The 18473-nt window shown below is 55.3% G+C and carries 16 protein-coding genes; 15 read left to right on the top strand and 1 reads right to left on the bottom strand.

Annotated elements, in window-relative coordinates; translation table 11 throughout:
• The first annotated feature begins 2 nt into the window (after window positions 1-2).
• The 15 genes from B3K78_RS03190 (at window position 3) to B3K78_RS03260 (ending at window position 17340) form a co-directional block, all read left to right on the top strand.
• On the top strand, window positions 3-926 hold the full coding sequence (locus B3K78_RS03190) for a mitochondrial fission ELM1 family protein (protein ID WP_286694253.1): 924 nt from the start codon (window positions 3-5) through the stop codon (window positions 924-926).
• Complete coding sequence (locus B3K78_RS03195) at window positions 919-2067, top strand: glycosyltransferase family 4 protein (protein ID WP_286694254.1); 1149 nt, start codon at window positions 919-921, stop codon at window positions 2065-2067. Before B3K78_RS03190 ends, B3K78_RS03195 begins: the two co-directional genes overlap by 8 nt.
• Before the next feature lie 100 nt (window positions 2068-2167).
• Window positions 2168-3208 carry a glycosyltransferase family protein gene (locus tag B3K78_RS03200; RefSeq protein WP_027874910.1) on the top strand — a complete coding sequence of 347 codons (1041 nt, stop codon included), beginning with the start codon at window positions 2168-2170 and terminating at the stop codon, window positions 3206-3208.
• The gene (locus B3K78_RS03205; protein ID WP_286694255.1) at window positions 3205-3951 is read left to right on the top strand and encodes a YrbL family protein; all 747 of its coding nucleotides are present in this window, start codon (window positions 3205-3207) and stop codon (window positions 3949-3951) included. The genes B3K78_RS03200 and B3K78_RS03205 overlap by 4 nt, the downstream gene beginning before the upstream one ends.
• A complete protein-coding gene (locus tag B3K78_RS03210; protein ID WP_036256965.1) occupies window positions 3948-4991 on the top strand; it encodes a glycosyltransferase in 1044 nt (347 codons plus the stop codon). Before B3K78_RS03205 ends, B3K78_RS03210 begins: the two co-directional genes overlap by 4 nt.
• Window positions 4992-5005: 14 nt before the next feature.
• The gene (locus B3K78_RS03215; protein ID WP_286694256.1) at window positions 5006-5938 is read left to right on the top strand and encodes a glycosyltransferase family 2 protein; all 933 of its coding nucleotides are present in this window, start codon (window positions 5006-5008) and stop codon (window positions 5936-5938) included.
• A gap of 20 nt (window positions 5939-5958) precedes the next feature.
• Window positions 5959-7035: a dTDP-glucose 4,6-dehydratase gene (rfbB, locus tag B3K78_RS03220; protein WP_286694257.1), complete on the top strand. Its 1077-nt coding sequence runs from the start codon at window positions 5959-5961 to the stop codon at window positions 7033-7035.
• A complete protein-coding gene (rfbA, locus tag B3K78_RS03225; protein ID WP_286694258.1) occupies window positions 7032-7901 on the top strand; it encodes a glucose-1-phosphate thymidylyltransferase RfbA in 870 nt (289 codons plus the stop codon). The genes rfbB and rfbA overlap by 4 nt, the downstream gene beginning before the upstream one ends.
• Entirely contained in the window at window positions 7898-8962 is a 1065-nt protein-coding gene (locus B3K78_RS03230) for a TDP-N-acetylfucosamine:lipid II N-acetylfucosaminyltransferase family protein (protein ID WP_286694259.1), read from the top strand. Before rfbA ends, B3K78_RS03230 begins: the two co-directional genes overlap by 4 nt.
• Entirely contained in the window at window positions 8959-9852 is an 894-nt protein-coding gene (locus tag B3K78_RS03235) for a methionyl-tRNA formyltransferase (RefSeq protein WP_286694260.1), read from the top strand. The genes B3K78_RS03230 and B3K78_RS03235 overlap by 4 nt, the downstream gene beginning before the upstream one ends.
• On the top strand, window positions 9852-10991 hold the full coding sequence (gene rffA, locus B3K78_RS03240) for a dTDP-4-amino-4,6-dideoxygalactose transaminase (RefSeq protein ID WP_286694261.1): 1140 nt from the start codon (window positions 9852-9854) through the stop codon (window positions 10989-10991). The genes B3K78_RS03235 and rffA overlap by 1 nt, the downstream gene beginning before the upstream one ends.
• Before the next feature lie 178 nt (window positions 10992-11169).
• Window positions 11170-12663 (top strand): SulP family inorganic anion transporter, encoded by a 1494-nt coding sequence (locus B3K78_RS03245; protein WP_286694262.1) that lies wholly within the window; start codon window positions 11170-11172, stop codon window positions 12661-12663.
• Window positions 12663-13511 (top strand): universal stress protein, encoded by an 849-nt coding sequence (locus tag B3K78_RS03250; protein ID WP_204995072.1) that lies wholly within the window; start codon window positions 12663-12665, stop codon window positions 13509-13511. The genes B3K78_RS03245 and B3K78_RS03250 overlap by 1 nt, the downstream gene beginning before the upstream one ends.
• A gap of 158 nt (window positions 13512-13669) precedes the next feature.
• Complete coding sequence (locus B3K78_RS03255) at window positions 13670-15106, top strand: coniferyl aldehyde dehydrogenase (RefSeq protein WP_286694263.1); 1437 nt, start codon at window positions 13670-13672, stop codon at window positions 15104-15106.
• A gap of 83 nt (window positions 15107-15189) precedes the next feature.
• Entirely contained in the window at window positions 15190-17340 is a 2151-nt protein-coding gene (locus B3K78_RS03260; RefSeq protein WP_286694264.1) for a PQQ-dependent dehydrogenase, methanol/ethanol family, read from the top strand.
• A 65-nt stretch (window positions 17341-17405) separates the two neighbouring features.
• On the opposite strand, the gene B3K78_RS03265 is transcribed toward B3K78_RS03260, so the two are convergent.
• Window positions 17406-18413, bottom strand: a complete 1008-nt coding sequence (locus B3K78_RS03265) for a cytochrome-c peroxidase (protein ID WP_286694265.1) — start codon at window positions 18411-18413, stop codon at window positions 17406-17408.
• Window positions 18414-18473: the final 60 nt, after the last annotated feature.

An 18473-nucleotide genomic window follows, 5' to 3' on the forward strand; every position in this document is an offset into this window, starting at 1 on the left:
CTATGGCGACGACTTTGCGATTGTGGTTTATCACTGACGGGCGCCCCGGCCACCTAAATCAGTTGCGCGGGCTTGCCGAGCGGCTCGAGGCAAAAGTACCGTGCCAAATTCACTGGTTGGATATTTCTCAGCAGGGGTTTCGCAAGGCTGGCCGCAGCGGGCTTTGCGGGCAGTTCGCTGCCAGCTCGCTCCCCGATTGGGTGGTGGCCGCCGGGAGTCGTTGTCACCTGCCCCTGCTGTGGACCGCGAAGGTGAGCGGCGCTCGCTCTTTGGTATTAATGAAGCCCAGTCTGCCGCGATGCTTATTTGATGCCGCGATTATTCCCGAGCATGATGCGCCGCCGGTATCACCGAAAATACTGGTTACTAGGGGCGTGCTCAATGTTATGCAGCCGACTTTTGAAAACAGGGATAAGCGGCGTGGCTTGATTGTATTGGGCGGGGTAAACAAACACTTCGCCTGGGATAACGACGCAGTATTAGCGCAGGTGCTGGCGATTGCCAACGCCAGCTCAGACTTGCATTGGACCGTATCAGACTCGCCGCGTACTCCGCCCGGCCTACTGGAAGCATTGGCGTCAGAGGCGGTGGCCAATATAGATACCTTGCCCTTCAGTGATTGCCCACCCGGGTGGCTGAGAGCGCAGTTAGCCGCAGTTGCCGAGGCCTGGGTCAGTCGCGACAGCGTGTCGATGGTCTACGAGAGTATTACCTCGGCGGTTCCGACCGGCTTGTTAGCGCTTCCACCATTGCGAGATTCGCGGGTAACGCGAAGTATGGCTAGCGTGCTGGCGGCAGGTCTGGCCAAGGGGTATGAGTCTTGGTCCGCTGGCGAGCCATTGCCACCCCCTGCTGAACAGGTTTGGGAGGCAGATCGTGCCGCCGATTGGCTGCTCAACACCTTAGAAGGAAAAAAACATGCTTGATGCTGTTAACGAGAGCGAGGCGAGCCCCCGCGTGCTCAAGGTCGTGCAGTTGCTGCCCGCGCTAAATTCCGGCGGCGTTGAGCGTGGTACCGTCGAATTTGCGCGAGAGCTGGTTCGTCTGGGTCATCAATCGGTAGTCATTTCTCACGGTGGCCGCATGGTCGAGCAGCTAGAGGCCGAAGGTAGCCAGCATATTACCATGCCCATTCATCGCAAGTCCCTGGGCTCGCTGTGGCAGGTTCGGCCCCTGCGGCGATTGTTGGAAACACTGCAGGCGGATGTGATCCATGTGCGCTCGCGTGTGCCGGCCTGGATAGCCTGGTTGGCGTGGCGAAAGATGGACCCGGCTAGCCGCCCCCGCTTGGTGAGCACGTTTCACGGTATGTATTCGGTAAACGCTTACAGTGCCATTATGGCAAAGGCGGAGCATTGTATTGCCATCTCACATTGCGTTAAGCGCTACATGGTCGATAATTACCAGATTCCCGAAAGCAAGATAACGCTGATTCCGCGGGGCTTGGATGCCGAGGCCTTCGTTCGTCAGGATGCCGATAGTCAGTGGTTGGAGGCGTTGTTTTCGGAGTATCCGCAGCTCAATGGCAAGCCGATAATATTAATGCCGGGGCGGCTGTCGCGGTGGAAGGGACAAGAGGCCTTCCTGCAAATGATGGCCCGTTTAGTGAGCTTGCGTCCGGATGTCCACGGGGTGGTGGTGGGAGATGCCGAGCCCGGCAAGCAGCACTATTTAGAAGAACTGCTTGCCATGCGTGAGTCGCTGGGCCTTACCGAGGCCGTCACCTTTGTTGGTCACCGCAGTGATATTGCCAATTTCTATCGCTTGGCTGCTGTTACGTGTCATCTTTCTAACAAAGAAGAACCCTTCGGTCGCACGGTGCCAGAGTCCCTCGCCTGTGGTACGCCGGTGGTAGCCTATGACCGCGGTGGCGCAAGTGAGTCACTGAACGCCGGTTTTCGTCAGGGGCTCGTCCCTGCCGACGATGTGGTGGCGTTTGCGGCGCGTGTTGCCGATTTGTTAGAGGCCAACAATCAGATTAGTCTGCCGCCTGAATACTATTTGGATCACCAAGTGGCCAGCACCCTGAATGTGTACGAGCAATTACTTGGCAATTCTGCCCACTAGCGCGCCCTGACGCCGCGAGGTGGTGGTGATATAGTCGGCCGCTCCAGGGCGGCACTCCCTGGCAGCAATGCCGCGCAACAATGACAAGAACGAGATAACTATGAGAGTACTGCACATCGCCTATCAACAGCTGCGCCGCTACGGCCAGACTCGGGTGAGTTGGGCGCAGAAACTCAGCTTTGGTCTGATTAAGAACGATCACTACCTGCAAACGTTCAGCGACCGAGATATCGCTGCCTTTGAGGCGCCGCTGGGCATTCGCGATCTGGGGGTGGGCAAGGCCAACAAGCGCTTGCTGGAGATGGTCGATGCGATGGAGCCCGACCTTGTCATCGCCGGTCATTGCGACATGATCAGTAACGACACTCTGCGAGAGGTAAAAAAACTCGCTCCGAATTGCTTTATTGCCCACTGCAATAATGACCCGCTGTTTGTGCCCAGCAATGTTGAGCGTATCGCTTCGCGCGCCTCGGTTAGTGATGCCGTTTTCGTCTCTACGGGTCGGCGCGAGCTCAAACAATTTGAAGGCATTGGTGCGCGGCTTTATCACATGCCTAACCCCGTGGAAGCCTCCGTTGAGGTGTTGGATAACTCGCGGAAAACTGATCTGCCCATCGATTTGTTGTTCTGTAGTAATGCCACCAAATTTACCCAGCGTCTTGAAATGGTCGGCCGTATAAAAGAGGCGGTAAAAGACCAAATGAATTTCAAAACCTATGGCAGTTTTGGCGAGGCGCCGGTGTGGGGGCGCGACTACGATCGCGCCTTGGCCGAAACAAAAATGGGGCTAAACCTGAACCGCCAAGAGGGTGACTATTGGTATTCATCCGCGCGAATGGCGCAGTTGGCGGGCAATGGCATTTTGCAGTTCACCCACAGTGGCCCGCGCTTCGACGAGCTTCTTCCCGAAGAGTCCGCCGTTTATTTTAATGATGAAGATGATCTGCTGGCGAAAATTCGCGAGTTTCATTTTGACGATGCTAAACGGCAGCACTGGGCATCACGGGCGCGGCAGTTCTACCACCAGGAAATGAATTCACGGCTCTATGCTCAATATATCGTTGAAGCCAGTATGGGAATCCCCTTCAGCCATGACTATGTGTGGGCGCGGGATATCCACCTCGACGGGTCGATGAAATGACAATTGCGCTGAGCTCGCAGAAACCCTTTGCACAGGGCGGGAATCGACTGTGCTTTATCGACCCCGCTGATGCCGATCGCTGTATCAAAGTGAGGCGTCCCGACTTCACGCTCGAGGATTGTCGTCGAAAAAAGGGTTTTCCCAAGAACCTCAAGCCACTGTCTAGTTTTGATGACAGTTTGGAAGAGTTTCACGTTATGCAGGGCTTTGAGCGCCACTATCCGGAGAGTATTTTCGATCACGTTAGTCGCTGCTTTGGCTTTGTCGACACCGACATGGGGCGCGGCCTTAGCTCGGAACTCATTCGCGACAGTGATGGGCGCATTTCCATCACCCTGAAACAATATGTCTGGGAGCGTGGTTATACGCCAGGCTGCCAGGCCGCGGTTGACGTGCTATGCAAGCATTGGCTCGCGCATTGCGTGCCGTCGCGCGATATTCTTGTTCACAATGTTGTCGTGCAGCGCGACGTTAGCGAGGCCGGCGAGAATATTCGCCGGCTGGTTGTGATTGACGGCCTCGGTAGCTCCAACCTGATTCCGCTGCGGTGGCAGCCAAGAGCGCTGCAGCAGAAAAAGACGCAGCGGAAAATCGATAACTTCCACCAGAGAATAGACACTCTGATTCAAACCCGAAGTCGAGACAGTTTCCCTGGCACCCATGGCTTGCTGTTTCACGATGGGCTCAGCCAGAACGAGGCTGTGCCCTCGTCGACAAATATGAAGGACCCTGACGCATCATGAGTGGATCCCTGCGCATCGCCCAAGTTCTAGCGGGCGCCGAGCACGGCGGTGCCGAAAACTTTTTTGTACGCTTGAGTGCCGCACTGCAGGCATCGGGCAGTATTCACGAGCGCGCTTTTATTCGCCGCCATGCTCACCGCCTGGACGCCCTGCGTAGCCAGGGCGTGGAAGCAGAGGGCTTTCGCTTTGGCGGTAAATTCGATTTTTACGACGCCTGGGTGTATCGCCGCCGTCTGCGTGCTTTCAAGCCGGACGTGGTCATGACCTGGATGGGGCGCGCCAGTGACGCAACGCCAAAGGGTGATTACGTACTGGTGAACCGGCTCGGCCATTATTACAAACTGAAGTATTACCAGCAGGCTGACTACTGGGTGGGGATCAGCAAAGGAATTTGTCAGCACCTGATCGAGGGGGGAATGCCCGAGGAGCGTGTGGTTCACATTCCCAATTTCGCCGATGAAACCCCGGTCGAGCCTCTGCCGCGAGACAGCTTTGACACGCCTGCTGATGTTCCACTGTTACTCGCTGCAGGGCGTCTCCACGTAAACAAGGGCTTTGATACCCTGCTGCGCGCATTGGTTAATGTGCCCGACGCAGTCTTGTGGCTGGCTGGCAGCGGCCCGGAAGAGCAGGCCTTAAAGTCGCTGTGCAGTGAACTGGGGCTGGATAAGCGTGTTCGCTTTTTGGGCTGGCGGAATGATGTTACTGCGCTTATGCGCAGCGTCGATGCCTTTATTTGCCCCTCGCGACATGAAGGTCTGGGCTCAATCGTGATGGAGTCTTTTGCCCATCGCTGCCCAATTATTGCCACCCGCTCTCAGGGCCCCGGCGAGGTAATTGAACATGACTACTCGGGTTTACTGACGGATATTGACGACGTCGGCCAGCTTAGTGAAGCGATGAACCTTGCGCTGACAGATGCAGCGCTTCGCGAGAGGCTGGTAGAAAATGCGACGCAGGTTTATGCCACAACATACAGCCGCCAGGTCATCGTGGATGCCTACCTCGATTTTTACCGCCGCATTGCTGAGCAGCGCTAACAGGCTTGCAGATGATGACTGACACCAGCGTAGTGCGAATGAACATTGCCATCTGCAGCTGCCAGCGGCCAAAGCTGCTGGCGAAGGCGTTGGCCAGTATTGCGGCGATGGCTTCTCCCGAGGGGACGGAGGTTATCGTCAGCGTTATTGATAACGACCCTCAGCAGTCTGCAAAAACGGTATGTCGCGATTGGCAAACCAAACTGGGTGTTGCGCTGCATTATGAGCACGAGCCTCGGCGGGGTATCCCGCTTGCTCGCAATCGGGCTATAGATGTTGCCCATCAGCTCGGTGCCCACTATTTGGTATTTATCGACGATGACGAATGGGTGGAGTCCGATTGGCTATGTGAACTTTACCGCTATGCTCTGTCGCTCGGTGGCAAAGCCGTTGTGCACGGCGCGGTAGTGCCCGAGCTGCCGCAAGGGGCACCCCAATATATGGGGAAGATCTTTTTTGATAAAGGGCGCCCAACGGGTACAGCACTGGGCAGTTGCGCCACAAACAATGTGCTGATACCGATTTATGTGACCCAAGAGCTGGGCCTGCGCTTTGATGAGAGTCGCCCGCTGGCTGGCGGCACCGATACCCTGTTTTTCTGTGCAGCGGTAGAGCGTGGCGTGGAAATTTTTGAGTGCGCAGAGGCGCGTGTTCATGAAGAGATCCCTACATCAAGGTTGAGCAGCCGTTGGTTAGCGAAACGGAAATATCGCGCGGGTATCACCTTGTCTCGGCGAAAACGCGAAGCCGGCCGTTCGGCGGTGGGTTTGTTGCTGTCGGCGACTTTCCAAGTCGCGCTAAACGGCCTGCTGGTATTGCTATCCGCTGTATTGTTTCAGCGCGTGGCGTACTACAAGGCGCTGATGAAAATGTCGCGCAATGCAGGGGTGTTGAGTGGGCTGATGGGGGCAACCACCGACAGCTACCAGAAAATTGAAGGGGCATAGGCCCTAGACGAGAAACGACGATGAAAATAATGGTCACCGGCGGCGCTGGTTTTATTGGTTCGGCTGTTGTGAGGCACCTGCTAGCAAACACTGATCACAGCGTCGTCAATGTCGACAAACTAACTTACGCGGGCAATCTAGAATCACTGCCCGGTGCAGAACAAAATCCGCGTTACCAGTTTGAAAAACTCGATATTTGTGACGGCCAGGCGATGGCGCGGGTACTTCGAGAACATCAGCCTGACGCGGTAATGCACTTGGCGGCGGAGAGCCATGTCGACCGTTCGATAGATGGCCCTGCAGCATTTATCGAAACCAATATCGTTGGTACATACCAGCTGCTCGAGGCCGTGCGCGGCTATTGGTCTGGCCTAGACGAAGAACGCAAACCGGCGTTCCGTTTTCATCACATATCTACCGACGAGGTTTACGGCGACCTCGAAGGACCAGAAGAGTTGTTTACAGAGCAGACGCCCTATGCCCCTAGCTCGCCTTATTCAGCGAGTAAAGCGAGCTCTGATCACCTAGTGCGCGCCTGGGGTCGCACATACGGCCTGCCCGTTATGCTGACGAATTGCTCTAATAACTACGGCCCATATCACTTCCCAGAGAAATTGATCCCGCTGGTGATTCTTAATGCGCTGGAAGGAAAGGCGCTACCGATATATGGCAAGGGCGATCAAGTGCGGGACTGGTTGTATGTGGAAGATCACGCCCGAGCACTGGTGACGGTGCTCACAAAGGGAGCGGTTGGCCAGACTTACAACATCGGTGGCCACAATGAAAAAACGAACCTTGAGGTGGTGGAGCGTATTTGTGATTTGCTTGATGCAAAGTGTCCGCAACCCCCCCCAGGTGTCGCCAGTTATCGTCAGTTGATTTGTTTTGTTACCGACCGTCCTGGCCATGATAAGCGCTACGCCATCGATGCAGGCAAAATCGAGCGCGAGTTGGGCTGGGTGCCGGTAGAGAGTTTTGAAAGTGGCCTGAACAAGACTATAGATTGGTACTTGCAAAATACGCAGTGGTGCCAGCGTGTTCAGGACGGTAGCTATCAGAGGCAGCGCCTAGGCGTTGGAGACGGAGACGTTTCATGAAGGGGATCGTATTAGCCGGGGGCAGCGGCACCCGATTGCACCCGATTACCAAAGGGGTGTCTAAGCAGCTGCTGCCAGTCTATGACAAGCCGATGATTTATTATCCGCTATCGGTGTTAATGCTGGCGGGAATTCGTGACATCTTGATCATCACCACCCCTGAAGATCAATCATCATTTCAGCGCTTGTTGGGTGATGGCAGTGATTTTGGCATTCACCTGAGCTATGCAGTACAGGCGAAACCGGAGGGCTTGGCGCAGGCGTTTATTATTGGCGAGCAATTTATCGGCAATGACAGCGTATGCTTAGTGCTCGGGGATAATATTTTCTATGGCCAAGGGTTTCGGCCAATGCTTGAGTCCGCGGCTGCGCGAGGCAAAGGCGCAACCGTATTTGGCTATCAAGTTAAAGACCCTCAGCGTTTTGGTGTTGTCGAGTTTGATGAGCAGCGACGGGCGCTGTCGATAGAAGAAAAGCCGCAAAAGCCGAAGAGTCACTTTGCGGTTACCGGCTTGTATTTTTACGACAATGATGTGGTGGATATTGCCAAGCAGATAGAACCTTCCGAACGCGGTGAACTGGAAATTACCTGCATCAACAATGCTTACCTTGAGCGTGGGGATCTTCAAGTCGAGTTATTGGGGCGAGGTTTTGCCTGGCTAGACACCGGCACCCATGACAGTCTGTTAGCGGCGGCGCACTTCGTTGAAACCATTGAGTCGCGGCAGGGCTACAAGATCGCCTGCTTGGAAGAAATTGCGTATTTCCGCGGCTGGCTGAGCAATGCGGATATTGAACGCTTGGGGCAGTCTCTGGGTAAAAGTGGATATGGTGATTACCTTCTATCGCTGCTGGAGCATGAATGAACACAGCTAGCGGCGCAGCGCGCATTGTTCACTGCATGAATGCTCAGAAGTTTACCGAGCCTTTCATCGATTTCGTTGAGCAGCATTTCGATAGCAGTGAGCACCGATTTATAATTCGGGAGGACGATAAGTTTGTCGTCAATGCGCGTGAAAATGTTGTCCTGGTGCCTAAGTCGATAGGCCGCATTGCTTTGCTTAAACTCTATTACACCGAGTTTAAGTCTGCCGAGAAGATATTTCTACACGGCTTGTTTGCCAAAGACCTCGTTAAAATACTGGCGCTGCAATACTGGGTGCTCAAGAAGTGCTATTGGATTATGTGGGGGGCTGACCTCTATCATTTTATCTTCCGCAAACGCAGCTTACGTGCAAATATTTTTGAGCGCGTGCGGGCATTTGTTATTCGGCGCATCGGCCACCTTGTTAGCTATATTGATGGCGATATTGCGTTGGCCAGGCAGTGGTATGGCGCTTCGGGACAGGCGCATCGTTGCTTCATGTACTCAAGTAATTTGTATAAGCCCCTACCTGAAGTCAGCGCTGGAGAAAGCTCCACAGAGACGGTGATCTTGGTGGGTAATTCCGCTGACCCGCGCAATGAGCACTTGGAGATTCTCGAGCGCATAGCGCCTTTTGCTGGGGAAAATATTCGTGTCGTTGCGCCGCTGTCCTATGGTCGTAAGCGCTATGCTGATGCGGTTATTGCTGAAGGGCAGAGGATATTTGGCGATAAATTCCAGGCCCTCACGGGCTTCATGCCCCTCAATGACTATGTTCGTTTGCTGAGTGAGGTGGATATCGCCGTGTTTAACCACCGCCGTCAACAGGCTATGGGTAATAAAATCAGTTTGTTGGGCTTGGGGAAAAAAGTGTACATGCGCAGCGACATTACACCTTGGGCATTGTTCGCAGAAGAGGGCATCAAAGTCTTTGATATAGAAGATTTCGACCTCAACCATATTGCGCCCGAAGTGGCGCAGCGCAATAAGCAGCGGGTTGCGAGCGTTTTCTCCGAGGATAACTTGGTCTCGCAATACCGGGAGATGTTTGAGCCGTCATGAAAGTAGGGTTTCACATTATTGGCGCTAAGGGGCTGCAGTCTCTGAAAGCATTTTTCGAGACCTTTGGTGGCGAAGCAGTCGGCTATGTTATGGCGGCTCGTGATGCCGCGATTGAGTACGATGCCTTTGATGATATCGAAGATTATTGCAAAGCCTCGTCGCTGACGTTTTGTGCGCGTGGAGGAGCCTTGTATGGTGTTGACGAGCAGTGTGACGCAATTTTTGCTATTGGCTGGCGTTGGCTGATCGATGAAACCGATAAGCTAATTGTTTTTCACGACTCGCCGCTGCCGCGATATCGCGGCTTTGCGCCCCTGGTCAATATGCTTATTGATGGCTGTGATGAAATTGCCGTTACGGCGTTATTGGCGGCTGATCAGTATGATCGCGGCGATATCGTTGCCCAAGCGGCTACGCCGATTACTTATCCACTTAAAATTGCCGACGCCATTGATCAGGCGGCTTCGCTGTACGCCAAACTGGTGGTCGAGGTGGGCGGCGCCATTCTTACGTCAGGCAGCCTGCAAGGGGAGGCGCAGGATGAGGCCAATGCCAGCTATAGCTTATGGCGTGATGATGCAGACTACCGGGTAGATTTTTCCCGTTCTGCTGTTGAGCTGCGGCGGTTTATCGATGCGGTGGGCTACCCCTATAAAGGGGCCTCGGCATTGGTGGGGGGGCTTCCTGTACGGCTGCTGGACGCTGTCGCCTTGGCTGATGTCAACGTTGAAAATCGCCAGGCTCACCTGGGGAAAGTCATTTTTATGGAAGAGAAGTGCCCGGTGGTAGTGTGTGGCAGCGGCTTGCTAAAAATTACCGAGTTGCGCGATGAACAGGGGGCGTCCTTGCTGGGCAAATTAAAATTTCGTACGCGCTTTGAGGGCTGTTGATGAAAGATTTTCTTAGCTTTAACCGCCCGCCGCTCACAGGCAACGAGCAGCAGTATGTGATGCAGGCAATGGCCAGCGACAAAATATCCGGCGATGGCCAGTTTGGTAAGCGGTGCCAGCAATGGTTTGAAGAGCGCTTAGCAGTGCCAAAGACGCTGCTTACGCCGTCTTGTACTCATGCTCTGGAAATGGCGGCGCTGCTAATCGATATTCAGCCAGGCGATGAAGTTATTATGCCTAGCTACACGTTTGTTAGTACCGCAAATGCTTTTGCCCTGCGCGGGGCTAGAATCGTCTTCGTCGATGTGCGCCCGGATACCATGAATATTGATGAGACGTTGATCGAAGCCGCGATTACGGAAAAAACGCGGGCGATTGTCCCCGTTCACTATGCCGGTGTTGCCTGTGAGATGGATGCCATTATGGATCTGGCGGCGCGCTATCAATTGTATGTGGTTGAGGACGCGGCTCAAGCCGTACAGTCGCGCTTCTGCGGCCAAGCTGTCGGCACCCACGGGCATCTATCTGCTTTCAGTTTCCATGAAACCAAGAATGTGACGAGCGGCGGCGAAGGCGGCCTACTTATCATTAACGACGAGAAATTTGCGCAACGCGCGGAGATTATTCGAGAAAAGGGGACTAACCGCAGTCAATTTTTTCGCGGCGAGGTCGACAAGTATTCCTGGGTGGATGTCGGCAGCAGTTATTTGCCCAGTGAGCTGCAGGCTGCCTACCTGTGGGGGCAATTAGAGCGTGTTGAGCAAATCACCGAACATCGCTTGCAAAGTTGGCAGCGATATTACGAATTGCTAGCGCCGCTGGCTCAGAAGGGGGTGGTCAGTTTGGCGACGATTCCTTCTCATTGTGATCACAACGCCCATATGTTTTATCTGAAGGTGGCTGACCTAGCACAGCGCGGGCAACTGCTGTCACATTTAAAGGCTCAAGGCATCCTCGCTGTTTTCCACTATGTGCCGCTGCACTCTGCCGATGCCGCCAGTCAATACAGCCGTTTTCATGGCGCCGATCGCTATACTACCAGCGAGAGCGAGCGCCTATTGCGCCTGCCACTGTACTACGGAATGTCGGTAGCGGATATCGACCGGGTCTGCCGGGCGGTGAATGACTTCTTCGCATAGCTGCGCCCGCTGCCGCCGCTGGCTGCGACATTTCCCCACAATGACCGGAGGAAGCCCCCGGTCAATCTCTGTATAATCGCCGAAAATTCCTCGCCGGAGCTGGCTTGATGCCTCTTCGGCTCGCTGCGGCCATTGTGTCGACAGCCCTGAAATTACCCCCAAAGAAATCGAGTTTTTCATGTTACTACTGTCGAAAAAAGAAGACTGGCTCGGCAATATCCGCGCCGATATCCTCGCTGGTTTAGTGGTTGCGCTGGCGCTGATTCCCGAAGCGATCGCTTTTTCCATCATCGCGGGCGTAGACCCCAAAATCGGCCTGTATGCGTCGTTTTGTATCGCGGTGGTCATTGCCATCGTCGGCGGCCGCCCGGGGATGATCTCGGCGGCCACGGGGGCGATGGCGCTGCTGATGGTTACCCTCGTTAAGGAGCATGGCTTGCAGTATTTGCTAGCCGCGACCTTGCTTTGCGGGGTATTGCAGATCATTGCAGGCTACCTAAAGCTAGGCCAGCTGATGAGCTTCGTGTCGCGCTCGGTGGTCACCGGCTTTGTGAATGCCCTGGCCATTTTGATCTTTATGGCGCAGTTGCCCGAACTCACTAACGTAACGTGGCATGTCTACGCTATGACGGCGGCGGGTCTGGGGATAATTTACCTGTTCCCGCTACTGCCTAAAGTGGGCAAGGTTATTCCGTCGCCATTGGTATGTATCCTGACGCTCACGGCATTTAGCCTCATTGTCGGTTTGGACATTCGCACGGTAGGCGACATGGGTGAGCTGCCCGACACGCTGCCTATGTTCCTGTGGCCAGACGTGCCGCTGAACTGGGAAACACTGCAGATCATCTTTCCTTACTCGGCCGCGTTGGCGGTGGTGGGTTTGCTGGAGTCGCTGATGACGGCAACGATCGTCGACGACCTCACCGACACGGGCAGCGATAAGAACCGCGAGTGTAAAGGCCAGGGTATTGCCAATATTTTCTCGGGCTTGCTCGGCGGTATGGCGGGCTGTGCCATGATCGGTCAGTCGGTTATCAATGTTAAGTCGGGTGGCCGAGGCCGCTTGTCGACCTTCTTTGCTGGGGCGATGTTGCTGACGATGGTGGTTTTTCTCAGCGATTGGGTGTCGCGTATTCCGATGGCAGCGCTGGTGGCGGTAATGATTATGGTGTCGATCGGCACCTTTAACTGGTCCTCCATCAAGGGGCTTAAGACTAACCCACTGTCGGCCAACATTATTATGCTTGCCACGGTGGCGGTTGTGGTATGGACCCATAACCTGGCTTTCGGGGTGCTGACGGGTGTGCTGCTCGCGGCGCTGTTCTTTGCCAATAAGGTCAGCCACTTCATGTATGTGGACAGCGTGCTCAAAGAGGGCGGCGGCCAGCGCAACTACCGTGTCGTCGGTCAGGTGTTCTTTAATTCAGCGGATCGCTTCGCGGCAAACTTTGACTTTAAGGAAGCCCTTGATAAGGTGGTCATAGACCTGAGCCGCGCCCATTTTTGGGATATTTCTGCCGTTGCCGCTTTGGACAAGGTGGTCATCAAATTCCGCCGAGAAGGTGCAGAGGTCGAGTTGATTGGCTTAAACGATGCCACGGCAACCATTGTCGATCGCTTTGGTATTCACGATAAACCCGAAGAAATTGAAAAAGTGCTGGGAGCCCACTGATGACGGATAACTATGTCTTGGCCTGCATTGATGGCGCCGCACTTAGCACTGCCGTGTGCGACTACGCGGCGTGGATCGCCAGCCGCGTTCAGGCGCCGGTTAAGCTGCTGCACAATCTTGAACATCGCCCGCAGGCGGCGGTGGCCGATTTAAGCGGCAGTATTGGCCTTGGCAGTCAGGAAGAGCTGCTGGAAGAGCTCACCCGGGTTGAGCAAGAGCGCAGCAGGCTGTTGATGCAGAAGGGTAAATTGATGCTCAAGGCAGCCGAAGAACGGGTGCATGCAGATGGCGTGGAACAGGTTGAGTGCTGGCAGCGCCACGGCAGTCTGCAGGAATCGCTGATTGAGAACGAGCAAGATATCCGCGTGCTGGTGATGGGCGTGCGCGGAGAGGAGCATCACGCGGGGCAGTTAGGTGCGCATTTGGAAAGTGTTATTCGCGGCTTGCACCGGCCGGTACTGGTGGTGAACAGTGCGTTTAGTGCACCGAAGAACGTCATGCTTGCCTATAACGGCACCGAGGCGTCTCAGAAGGCCCTGGACATGGTGGCCGCCAGCCCGCTCTTCAAAGACATTCCCTGCAAGCTGGTTTACGTTGGCGACGACAAACGGGCGGCGGAGATTTTAGCGGATGGCAGTCGCCGGCTCACGGCGGCGGGCATAGCGCACGAGAGTGTGCAGCTGCAGGGAAAGATCGACGAGGCACTCATCAGTTACCAGGCGAAAGAAGGGATCGATCTCACCGTTATGGGGGCGTACAGCCACCACCGCATTCGCGATGTGCTGTTGGGTAGCTTTACGGCAAAAATGCTCAGCAAGACCCAAAAGCCGCTGCTGCTATTGCGCTAGGCGGGTTGAATCTGTCCGCTCTTCACATCGCCTAGCGGTGTGTTCGGCGGTAACATCGCCCTCAAGTGATGATTTCGGTCGCACTTGGAGGGTGAAAACTCGCCGCCAAGCGTTGTGCGATCGCCAAACCTGATAAAACGATAAACAAGGGGAAGGCTATGAACGCAATACAACCCGCCGTCAATGAGATTGCTGTACCACTTCACCAGGCATTTGAGCTACAGCGCCAGGCCTATTTGGCCGCGCCAGTGCCCAGCTACAGCGAGCGCAAACAAGACCTTCAGCGCTTGAAGAGCATGCTTAGCGACAACCGCGAAGCGATTATTGATGCGATCTGTCAGGATTATGGCAATCGCTCACGTCACGAGAGTTTGTTTGCGGAAATCATCGCAGTAACCGATGCCATCAACGATGTGATCAAGCATCTAAAAAAATGGATGCGCGTACAAAAACGCCACGTTGATCACACCATGTTTCCCGGCGGTCGCAACCGTGTCATTCCCCAGCCCTTGGGCGTGGTGGGAATCATCGTACCGTGGAACTTTCCGGTAAACCTCAGCTTTGTGCCCATTGCCCAAGCCTTTGCCGCCGGCAATCGCGCCATGGTGAAAATGTCTGAGAACTCGCGCGCACTGAGCGCCTTGCTTCGCGAGTTGACCGCCAAGTACTTCGCTGAAGACAAGCTGCAGTTTTTTGATGAAACCGGCGGTGTCGGTATCGAATTTTCGAAGATCCCCTTCGACCTGCTCGTGTTTACCGGCTCAGGCCAGACCGGCAGGTCGGTGATGGCTGCCGCAGCGCAAAATCTGACACCAGTGGTGTTAGAGCTAGGCGGTAAGGCCCCTGCGGTGATTGACCCAGACTACCCGATTGAAAAAGCCGTTGGACGAATCATGTTCATCAAGCAATTCAATGCCGGGCAAATTTGCACCAACGTCGACTATGTATTCGTGCACAGCAGCCAACGAGAAGCCTTTGTGAACGAGGCCAAACGCTACGTTGCCAAGCACTGCCCTGATATTAATCATCAAGACTACACCTCAATTATTGACGACCGCTCGATGCAGCGATTACAGGCGACGCTTGAGGATGCGCGTTCGAAGGGGGCAACGGTCATCAACCTGAACGACCAAGACGCGAATATCGAGGCGCGAAAACTGCCGCTGCACCTGGTGTTGGACACCACGCCCGAAATGACCATTCGCCAGCGCGAAACTTTCGGCCCGCTGTTAATGGTGTTGGAGTACGACACCCCGTCCGAGGTGGTCGACTACGTGAATGCCCATGACCGCCCGCTGGCGTTTTACCCTTTCACCAAGAAGCGCGAGTTGGCCGACATGTATATTGAGCGGGTCATGTCGGGTGGCGTAACGGTTAACGATGCGCTGTTCCACCTTGCTCAGCACGATCTGCCCTTTGGTGGTGTGGGCGGCAGTGGCATGGGTCACTATCACGGCTATGAAGGGTTTATCACCTTCAGTAAGCTGCGTCCGATCTACTATCAGCCCGGTTTCTCACCGATGGAGTGGCTGCGCCCACCCTATGGCAATTTCGCCACGCGCTTCTACAACCTGCTGCTAAAACTCAAGGGCTGATCGCTCGTCATTTAGCCAGTGTCTCAATAGGGGAGCGTAGCTGCTCCCCGTGCTTCCCAGAAAACCAATAAATAGGAATTGCTATGAAGACTGCAATGCGCCTGTTGAGCAGTACTGTGCTGCTCGCGATGACCCTAAGCGGCTGTAGCCGCGACGTTGACACGAAGGTCAGCGCTGATAGCCAGCCTGTTAATGCTGAACGAATCATTGCTGCCGCGCCCGGTGAGTGGGTGAGTCACGGACGTGATTATGCCGAGCAGCGTTTTAGTCCGCTCAAGCAGATCAACGATGACACGGTAAGTGAGCTGGGCCTGGCGTGGTATGCCGACTTGCCCACGCGTCGCGGCATTGAGAGCACGCCGCTAATGGCAGACGGCGTGCTATATGTAACGGCGTCGTGGGGCCACGTGCTCGCCTTTGATGCACGTAACGGCGCATTGCTTTGGCACTTCGACCCCAAGGTTCCCAAGGACTACGGCGTCAATGGCTGCTGCGACGGGGTTAACCGTGGGGTGGCGCTTTGGGGCAACGCTGTTTACGTCGCCAGTTATGATGGCCGCTTGAGTGCCCTCGACAGGCACACAGGCGAGCTGCAATGGCAGGTGGATACCCGAATAAACCAGCAAGACCCCTACACCGTTACCGGTGCGCCGCGTATTGTCGACGGCCGCGTCATTATCGGTAACGGCGGTGCCGAACTCGGCGTTCGCGGTTATGTGAGTGCCTTTGACGCAAAGACCGGTGAACTGGACTGGCGTTTTTATACGGTGCCCGGCAATCCGGCAAAGGGCTTTGAAGACGACACCCAGAAAATGATCGCCAAAACCTGGCACGGTAAATGGTGGGAAAATGGCAAGGGCGGCGGTACCGCTTGGGACTCTTTCGCCTACGACCCCGAGCTGAATCTGCTTTACATCGGGGTTGGCAATGGCTCGAGCTGGAACCGCAAAGCGCGCAGTGATGGCAAAGGCGATAATTTATTCCTGTCGTCGATTGTGGCCGTGAAAGCTGACACTGGGGAGTATGTCTGGCACTACCAAACGACCCCCGGCGACAGTTGGGACTACACGGCGACACAGCACATGATTCTCGCCGAGTTAGAGATTGATGGCGTCGAGCGTAAGGTCATTATGCAAGCGCCGAAAAACGGCTTCTTTTATGTGCTCGATCGCCGCAGCGGCGAATTATTGTCAGCTGAGAAATACATGCCCGTAAACTGGGCGAGCCATGTGGATATGGAAACGGGGCGGCCGGTGGAAGCCGCGGGCCTGCGCGATGGTACTTTCCCGGGCATGGTGCGACCCGCGCCCAGTGGCGCCCACAATTGGCAGCCCATGTCATTCAGCCCGCAAACCGGCTTGGTGTACATTCCGGCGATGAGTTCGGGGGCAATCTATTCAGACGACTTTTCCGCGAAGGACCGCAAGGGCACCTGGAATACCAACTACGCTGTTGAAGCAATGCTCGAGGTGCCCGACCAGGTGACAGTAGAGCAACGCAAGGCAATGGGTGAAATGCTGCTGCAGTCGGTGCTGATCGCGAGGGACCCTGTTAGCAATACCGATGCCTGGCGAATTGAGGGCGGCTACTTCTCGGCCAGCGGCTTGCTGTCCACGGCGGGGAACTTGCTATTTCAAGGAGACTTGGACGGGCAGTTTCGCGCCCGCGCGGCCGATACCGGGAAGTTGCTTTGGCAAAAAGATGTACAGGGAGGTTTGATGGCTGCACCGATGAGCTATGAGCTTGATGGTGAGCAGTACATTGCCATTGCCCAGGGCTGGGGAGGTATCAGTGGCCTGCCCTACGGAGCGGTATCTGGCCCGAGGAATATGATCAATATTAGCCGCGTGCTGGTCTTTAAGCTCGGTGCCAATACCGAACTGCCGCGCATCCCTGTTGTTGAGCAAGCCCTGCCAAAGCCCGCATTGGCGGCGGCAAGCGATGAAGACATTGCGAAAGGGCGTGAGCTGTTCAACCTCTACTGCGCGGTCTGTCACGGCGGCAATGCCATTAGTGCGGGGCTGATTTCCGATTTGCGTTACCGCATTAATGATCTCGACGACGCGTGGCTTGCCATTGTGCGCGACGGTGCGTTGGCCTCCATGGGCATGCCCGCGAGAGGTGAGTTTATTGATAACGATGAAGCCATCGCGATCAAGCACTATGTTGTCGAGCAGGCGCGCTTAGGACACGAGCGTGGCGAGAAGCGCTTGATAAGGGGCGCTGCGCAATAGCCTATCCGCAGAGGGAAAAACAGCGGCTCTTGCCGCTGTTTTTTTGTGCGCTTATTTCGCTGAACTTATTTAACTGAACTTAAGGTTACTGGCCGGGTATTTTCCAATGCGTTCAGGAAGGTGACAATGCTCGCCGTGTCAGCGTCGCTGAGTGAGCGGCCAAGTTGTAACCACGCCATCTGTTTTACCGCTTCGTCCAACGTTTTGGCCGCGCCATCGTGGAAGTAGGGCGCGGTGCGTGAAATATCGCGCAGCGCTGGCACCTTAAACACAAAGCGGTCGCTCGCCTTGCCGGTTACTTCCTGACGGCCAATGTCGCTGGTATTGGTATAGGCATTCACCACACCCATTTTTTGGTACATGGTGCCGCCCAATGTCGCGCCGCTGTGGCAGGCGATGCAGCCCGTGCTAATGAAGGTTTTCAAGCCCTGCTTTTCCGCTGCGCTCAGTGCTTGGTCGTCGCCCGCCAAGAACTCGTCAAAACGGTCGCGGGTAATCAACGTGCGCTCGAAGGCGGCAATCGCTTCGGCCATATTGTCGTAGCTCAGCGCGGGCTCAGCATTGGGAAAGGCCTTGGCGAAGGCTGTTGCGTAACCCGCGTCACGCAGCCGCTGTTCAGCGGTTGCTTCATCGGGCATGGCCATTTCTACCGGGTTGAGAATGGGGCCCTTTGCCTGGGCTTTCAGGTCGGCGGCGCGGCCGTCCCAGAACTGTGCAATGTGAAAGCCGGCGTTAAACGAGGTGGGTGAGTTGCGACCGCCGCGTTCGCCGAGCGCGCCTGGCGAGGTGGGCTCGTTGTCGACACCGGCACCGTTGTTGTCCACTTGGTGGCAGCTGTTGCAAGACTGACTACCATTGGTCGATAGCGCCGTTTCAAAATAGAGCTGTTCACCTAGGGCAATGCGCTCGGGCGTGTCATTTTCGCTGCCAGGCATTGCCGCGGGCAGTGGTTTGAAAAAGGCTTGTGCCTGGGCGCGAAGCGCGGCATCGGCGTTGGCTGTTGCGCTGGTAGCAAGGCCGCCAAGGCACAGGCCGACGACCGCGAGGGTATTTTTAACGCTGTTGTTAAGCACGGGTATTACTTCCTTGGGTAAATTAAGGAGGCATCATACGTGCTCGAATCGCTAAGATTA

The organism is Spongiibacter sp. UBA1325 (assembly GCF_002306875.1).
Taxonomy (GTDB): Bacteria; Pseudomonadota; Gammaproteobacteria; order Pseudomonadales; family Spongiibacteraceae; genus Spongiibacter; species Spongiibacter marinus.

What these genes read in the sequence shown, in the direction of transcription:
- B3K78_RS03245 (WP_286694262.1), top strand. Translation starts at nt 11,170, where the DNA reads ATGTTACTACTGTCGAAAAAAGAAGACTGGCTCGGCAATATCCGCGCC.
- B3K78_RS03230 (WP_286694259.1), top strand. Translation starts at nt 7,898, where the DNA reads ATGAACACAGCTAGCGGCGCAGCGCGCATTGTTCACTGCATGAATGCT.
- B3K78_RS03215 (WP_286694256.1), top strand. Translation starts at nt 5,006, where the DNA reads ATGACTGACACCAGCGTAGTGCGAATGAACATTGCCATCTGCAGCTGC.
- B3K78_RS03260 (WP_286694264.1), top strand. Translation starts at nt 15,190, where the DNA reads ATGAAGACTGCAATGCGCCTGTTGAGCAGTACTGTGCTGCTCGCGATG.
- B3K78_RS03255 (WP_286694263.1), top strand. Translation starts at nt 13,670, where the DNA reads ATGAACGCAATACAACCCGCCGTCAATGAGATTGCTGTACCACTTCAC.
- B3K78_RS03205 (WP_286694255.1), top strand. Translation starts at nt 3,205, where the DNA reads ATGACAATTGCGCTGAGCTCGCAGAAACCCTTTGCACAGGGCGGGAAT.
- rfbB (WP_286694257.1), top strand. Translation starts at nt 5,959, where the DNA reads ATGAAAATAATGGTCACCGGCGGCGCTGGTTTTATTGGTTCGGCTGTT.
- B3K78_RS03200 (WP_027874910.1), top strand. Translation starts at nt 2,168, where the DNA reads ATGAGAGTACTGCACATCGCCTATCAACAGCTGCGCCGCTACGGCCAG.
- B3K78_RS03190 (WP_286694253.1), top strand. Translation starts at nt 3, where the DNA reads ATGGCGACGACTTTGCGATTGTGGTTTATCACTGACGGGCGCCCCGGC.
- B3K78_RS03250 (WP_204995072.1), top strand. Translation starts at nt 12,663, where the DNA reads ATGACGGATAACTATGTCTTGGCCTGCATTGATGGCGCCGCACTTAGC.
- B3K78_RS03195 (WP_286694254.1), top strand. Translation starts at nt 919, where the DNA reads ATGCTTGATGCTGTTAACGAGAGCGAGGCGAGCCCCCGCGTGCTCAAG.
- rfbA (WP_286694258.1), top strand. Translation starts at nt 7,032, where the DNA reads ATGAAGGGGATCGTATTAGCCGGGGGCAGCGGCACCCGATTGCACCCG.
- B3K78_RS03210 (WP_036256965.1), top strand. Translation starts at nt 3,948, where the DNA reads ATGAGTGGATCCCTGCGCATCGCCCAAGTTCTAGCGGGCGCCGAGCAC.
- rffA (WP_286694261.1), top strand. Translation starts at nt 9,852, where the DNA reads ATGAAAGATTTTCTTAGCTTTAACCGCCCGCCGCTCACAGGCAACGAG.
- B3K78_RS03235 (WP_286694260.1), top strand. Translation starts at nt 8,959, where the DNA reads ATGAAAGTAGGGTTTCACATTATTGGCGCTAAGGGGCTGCAGTCTCTG.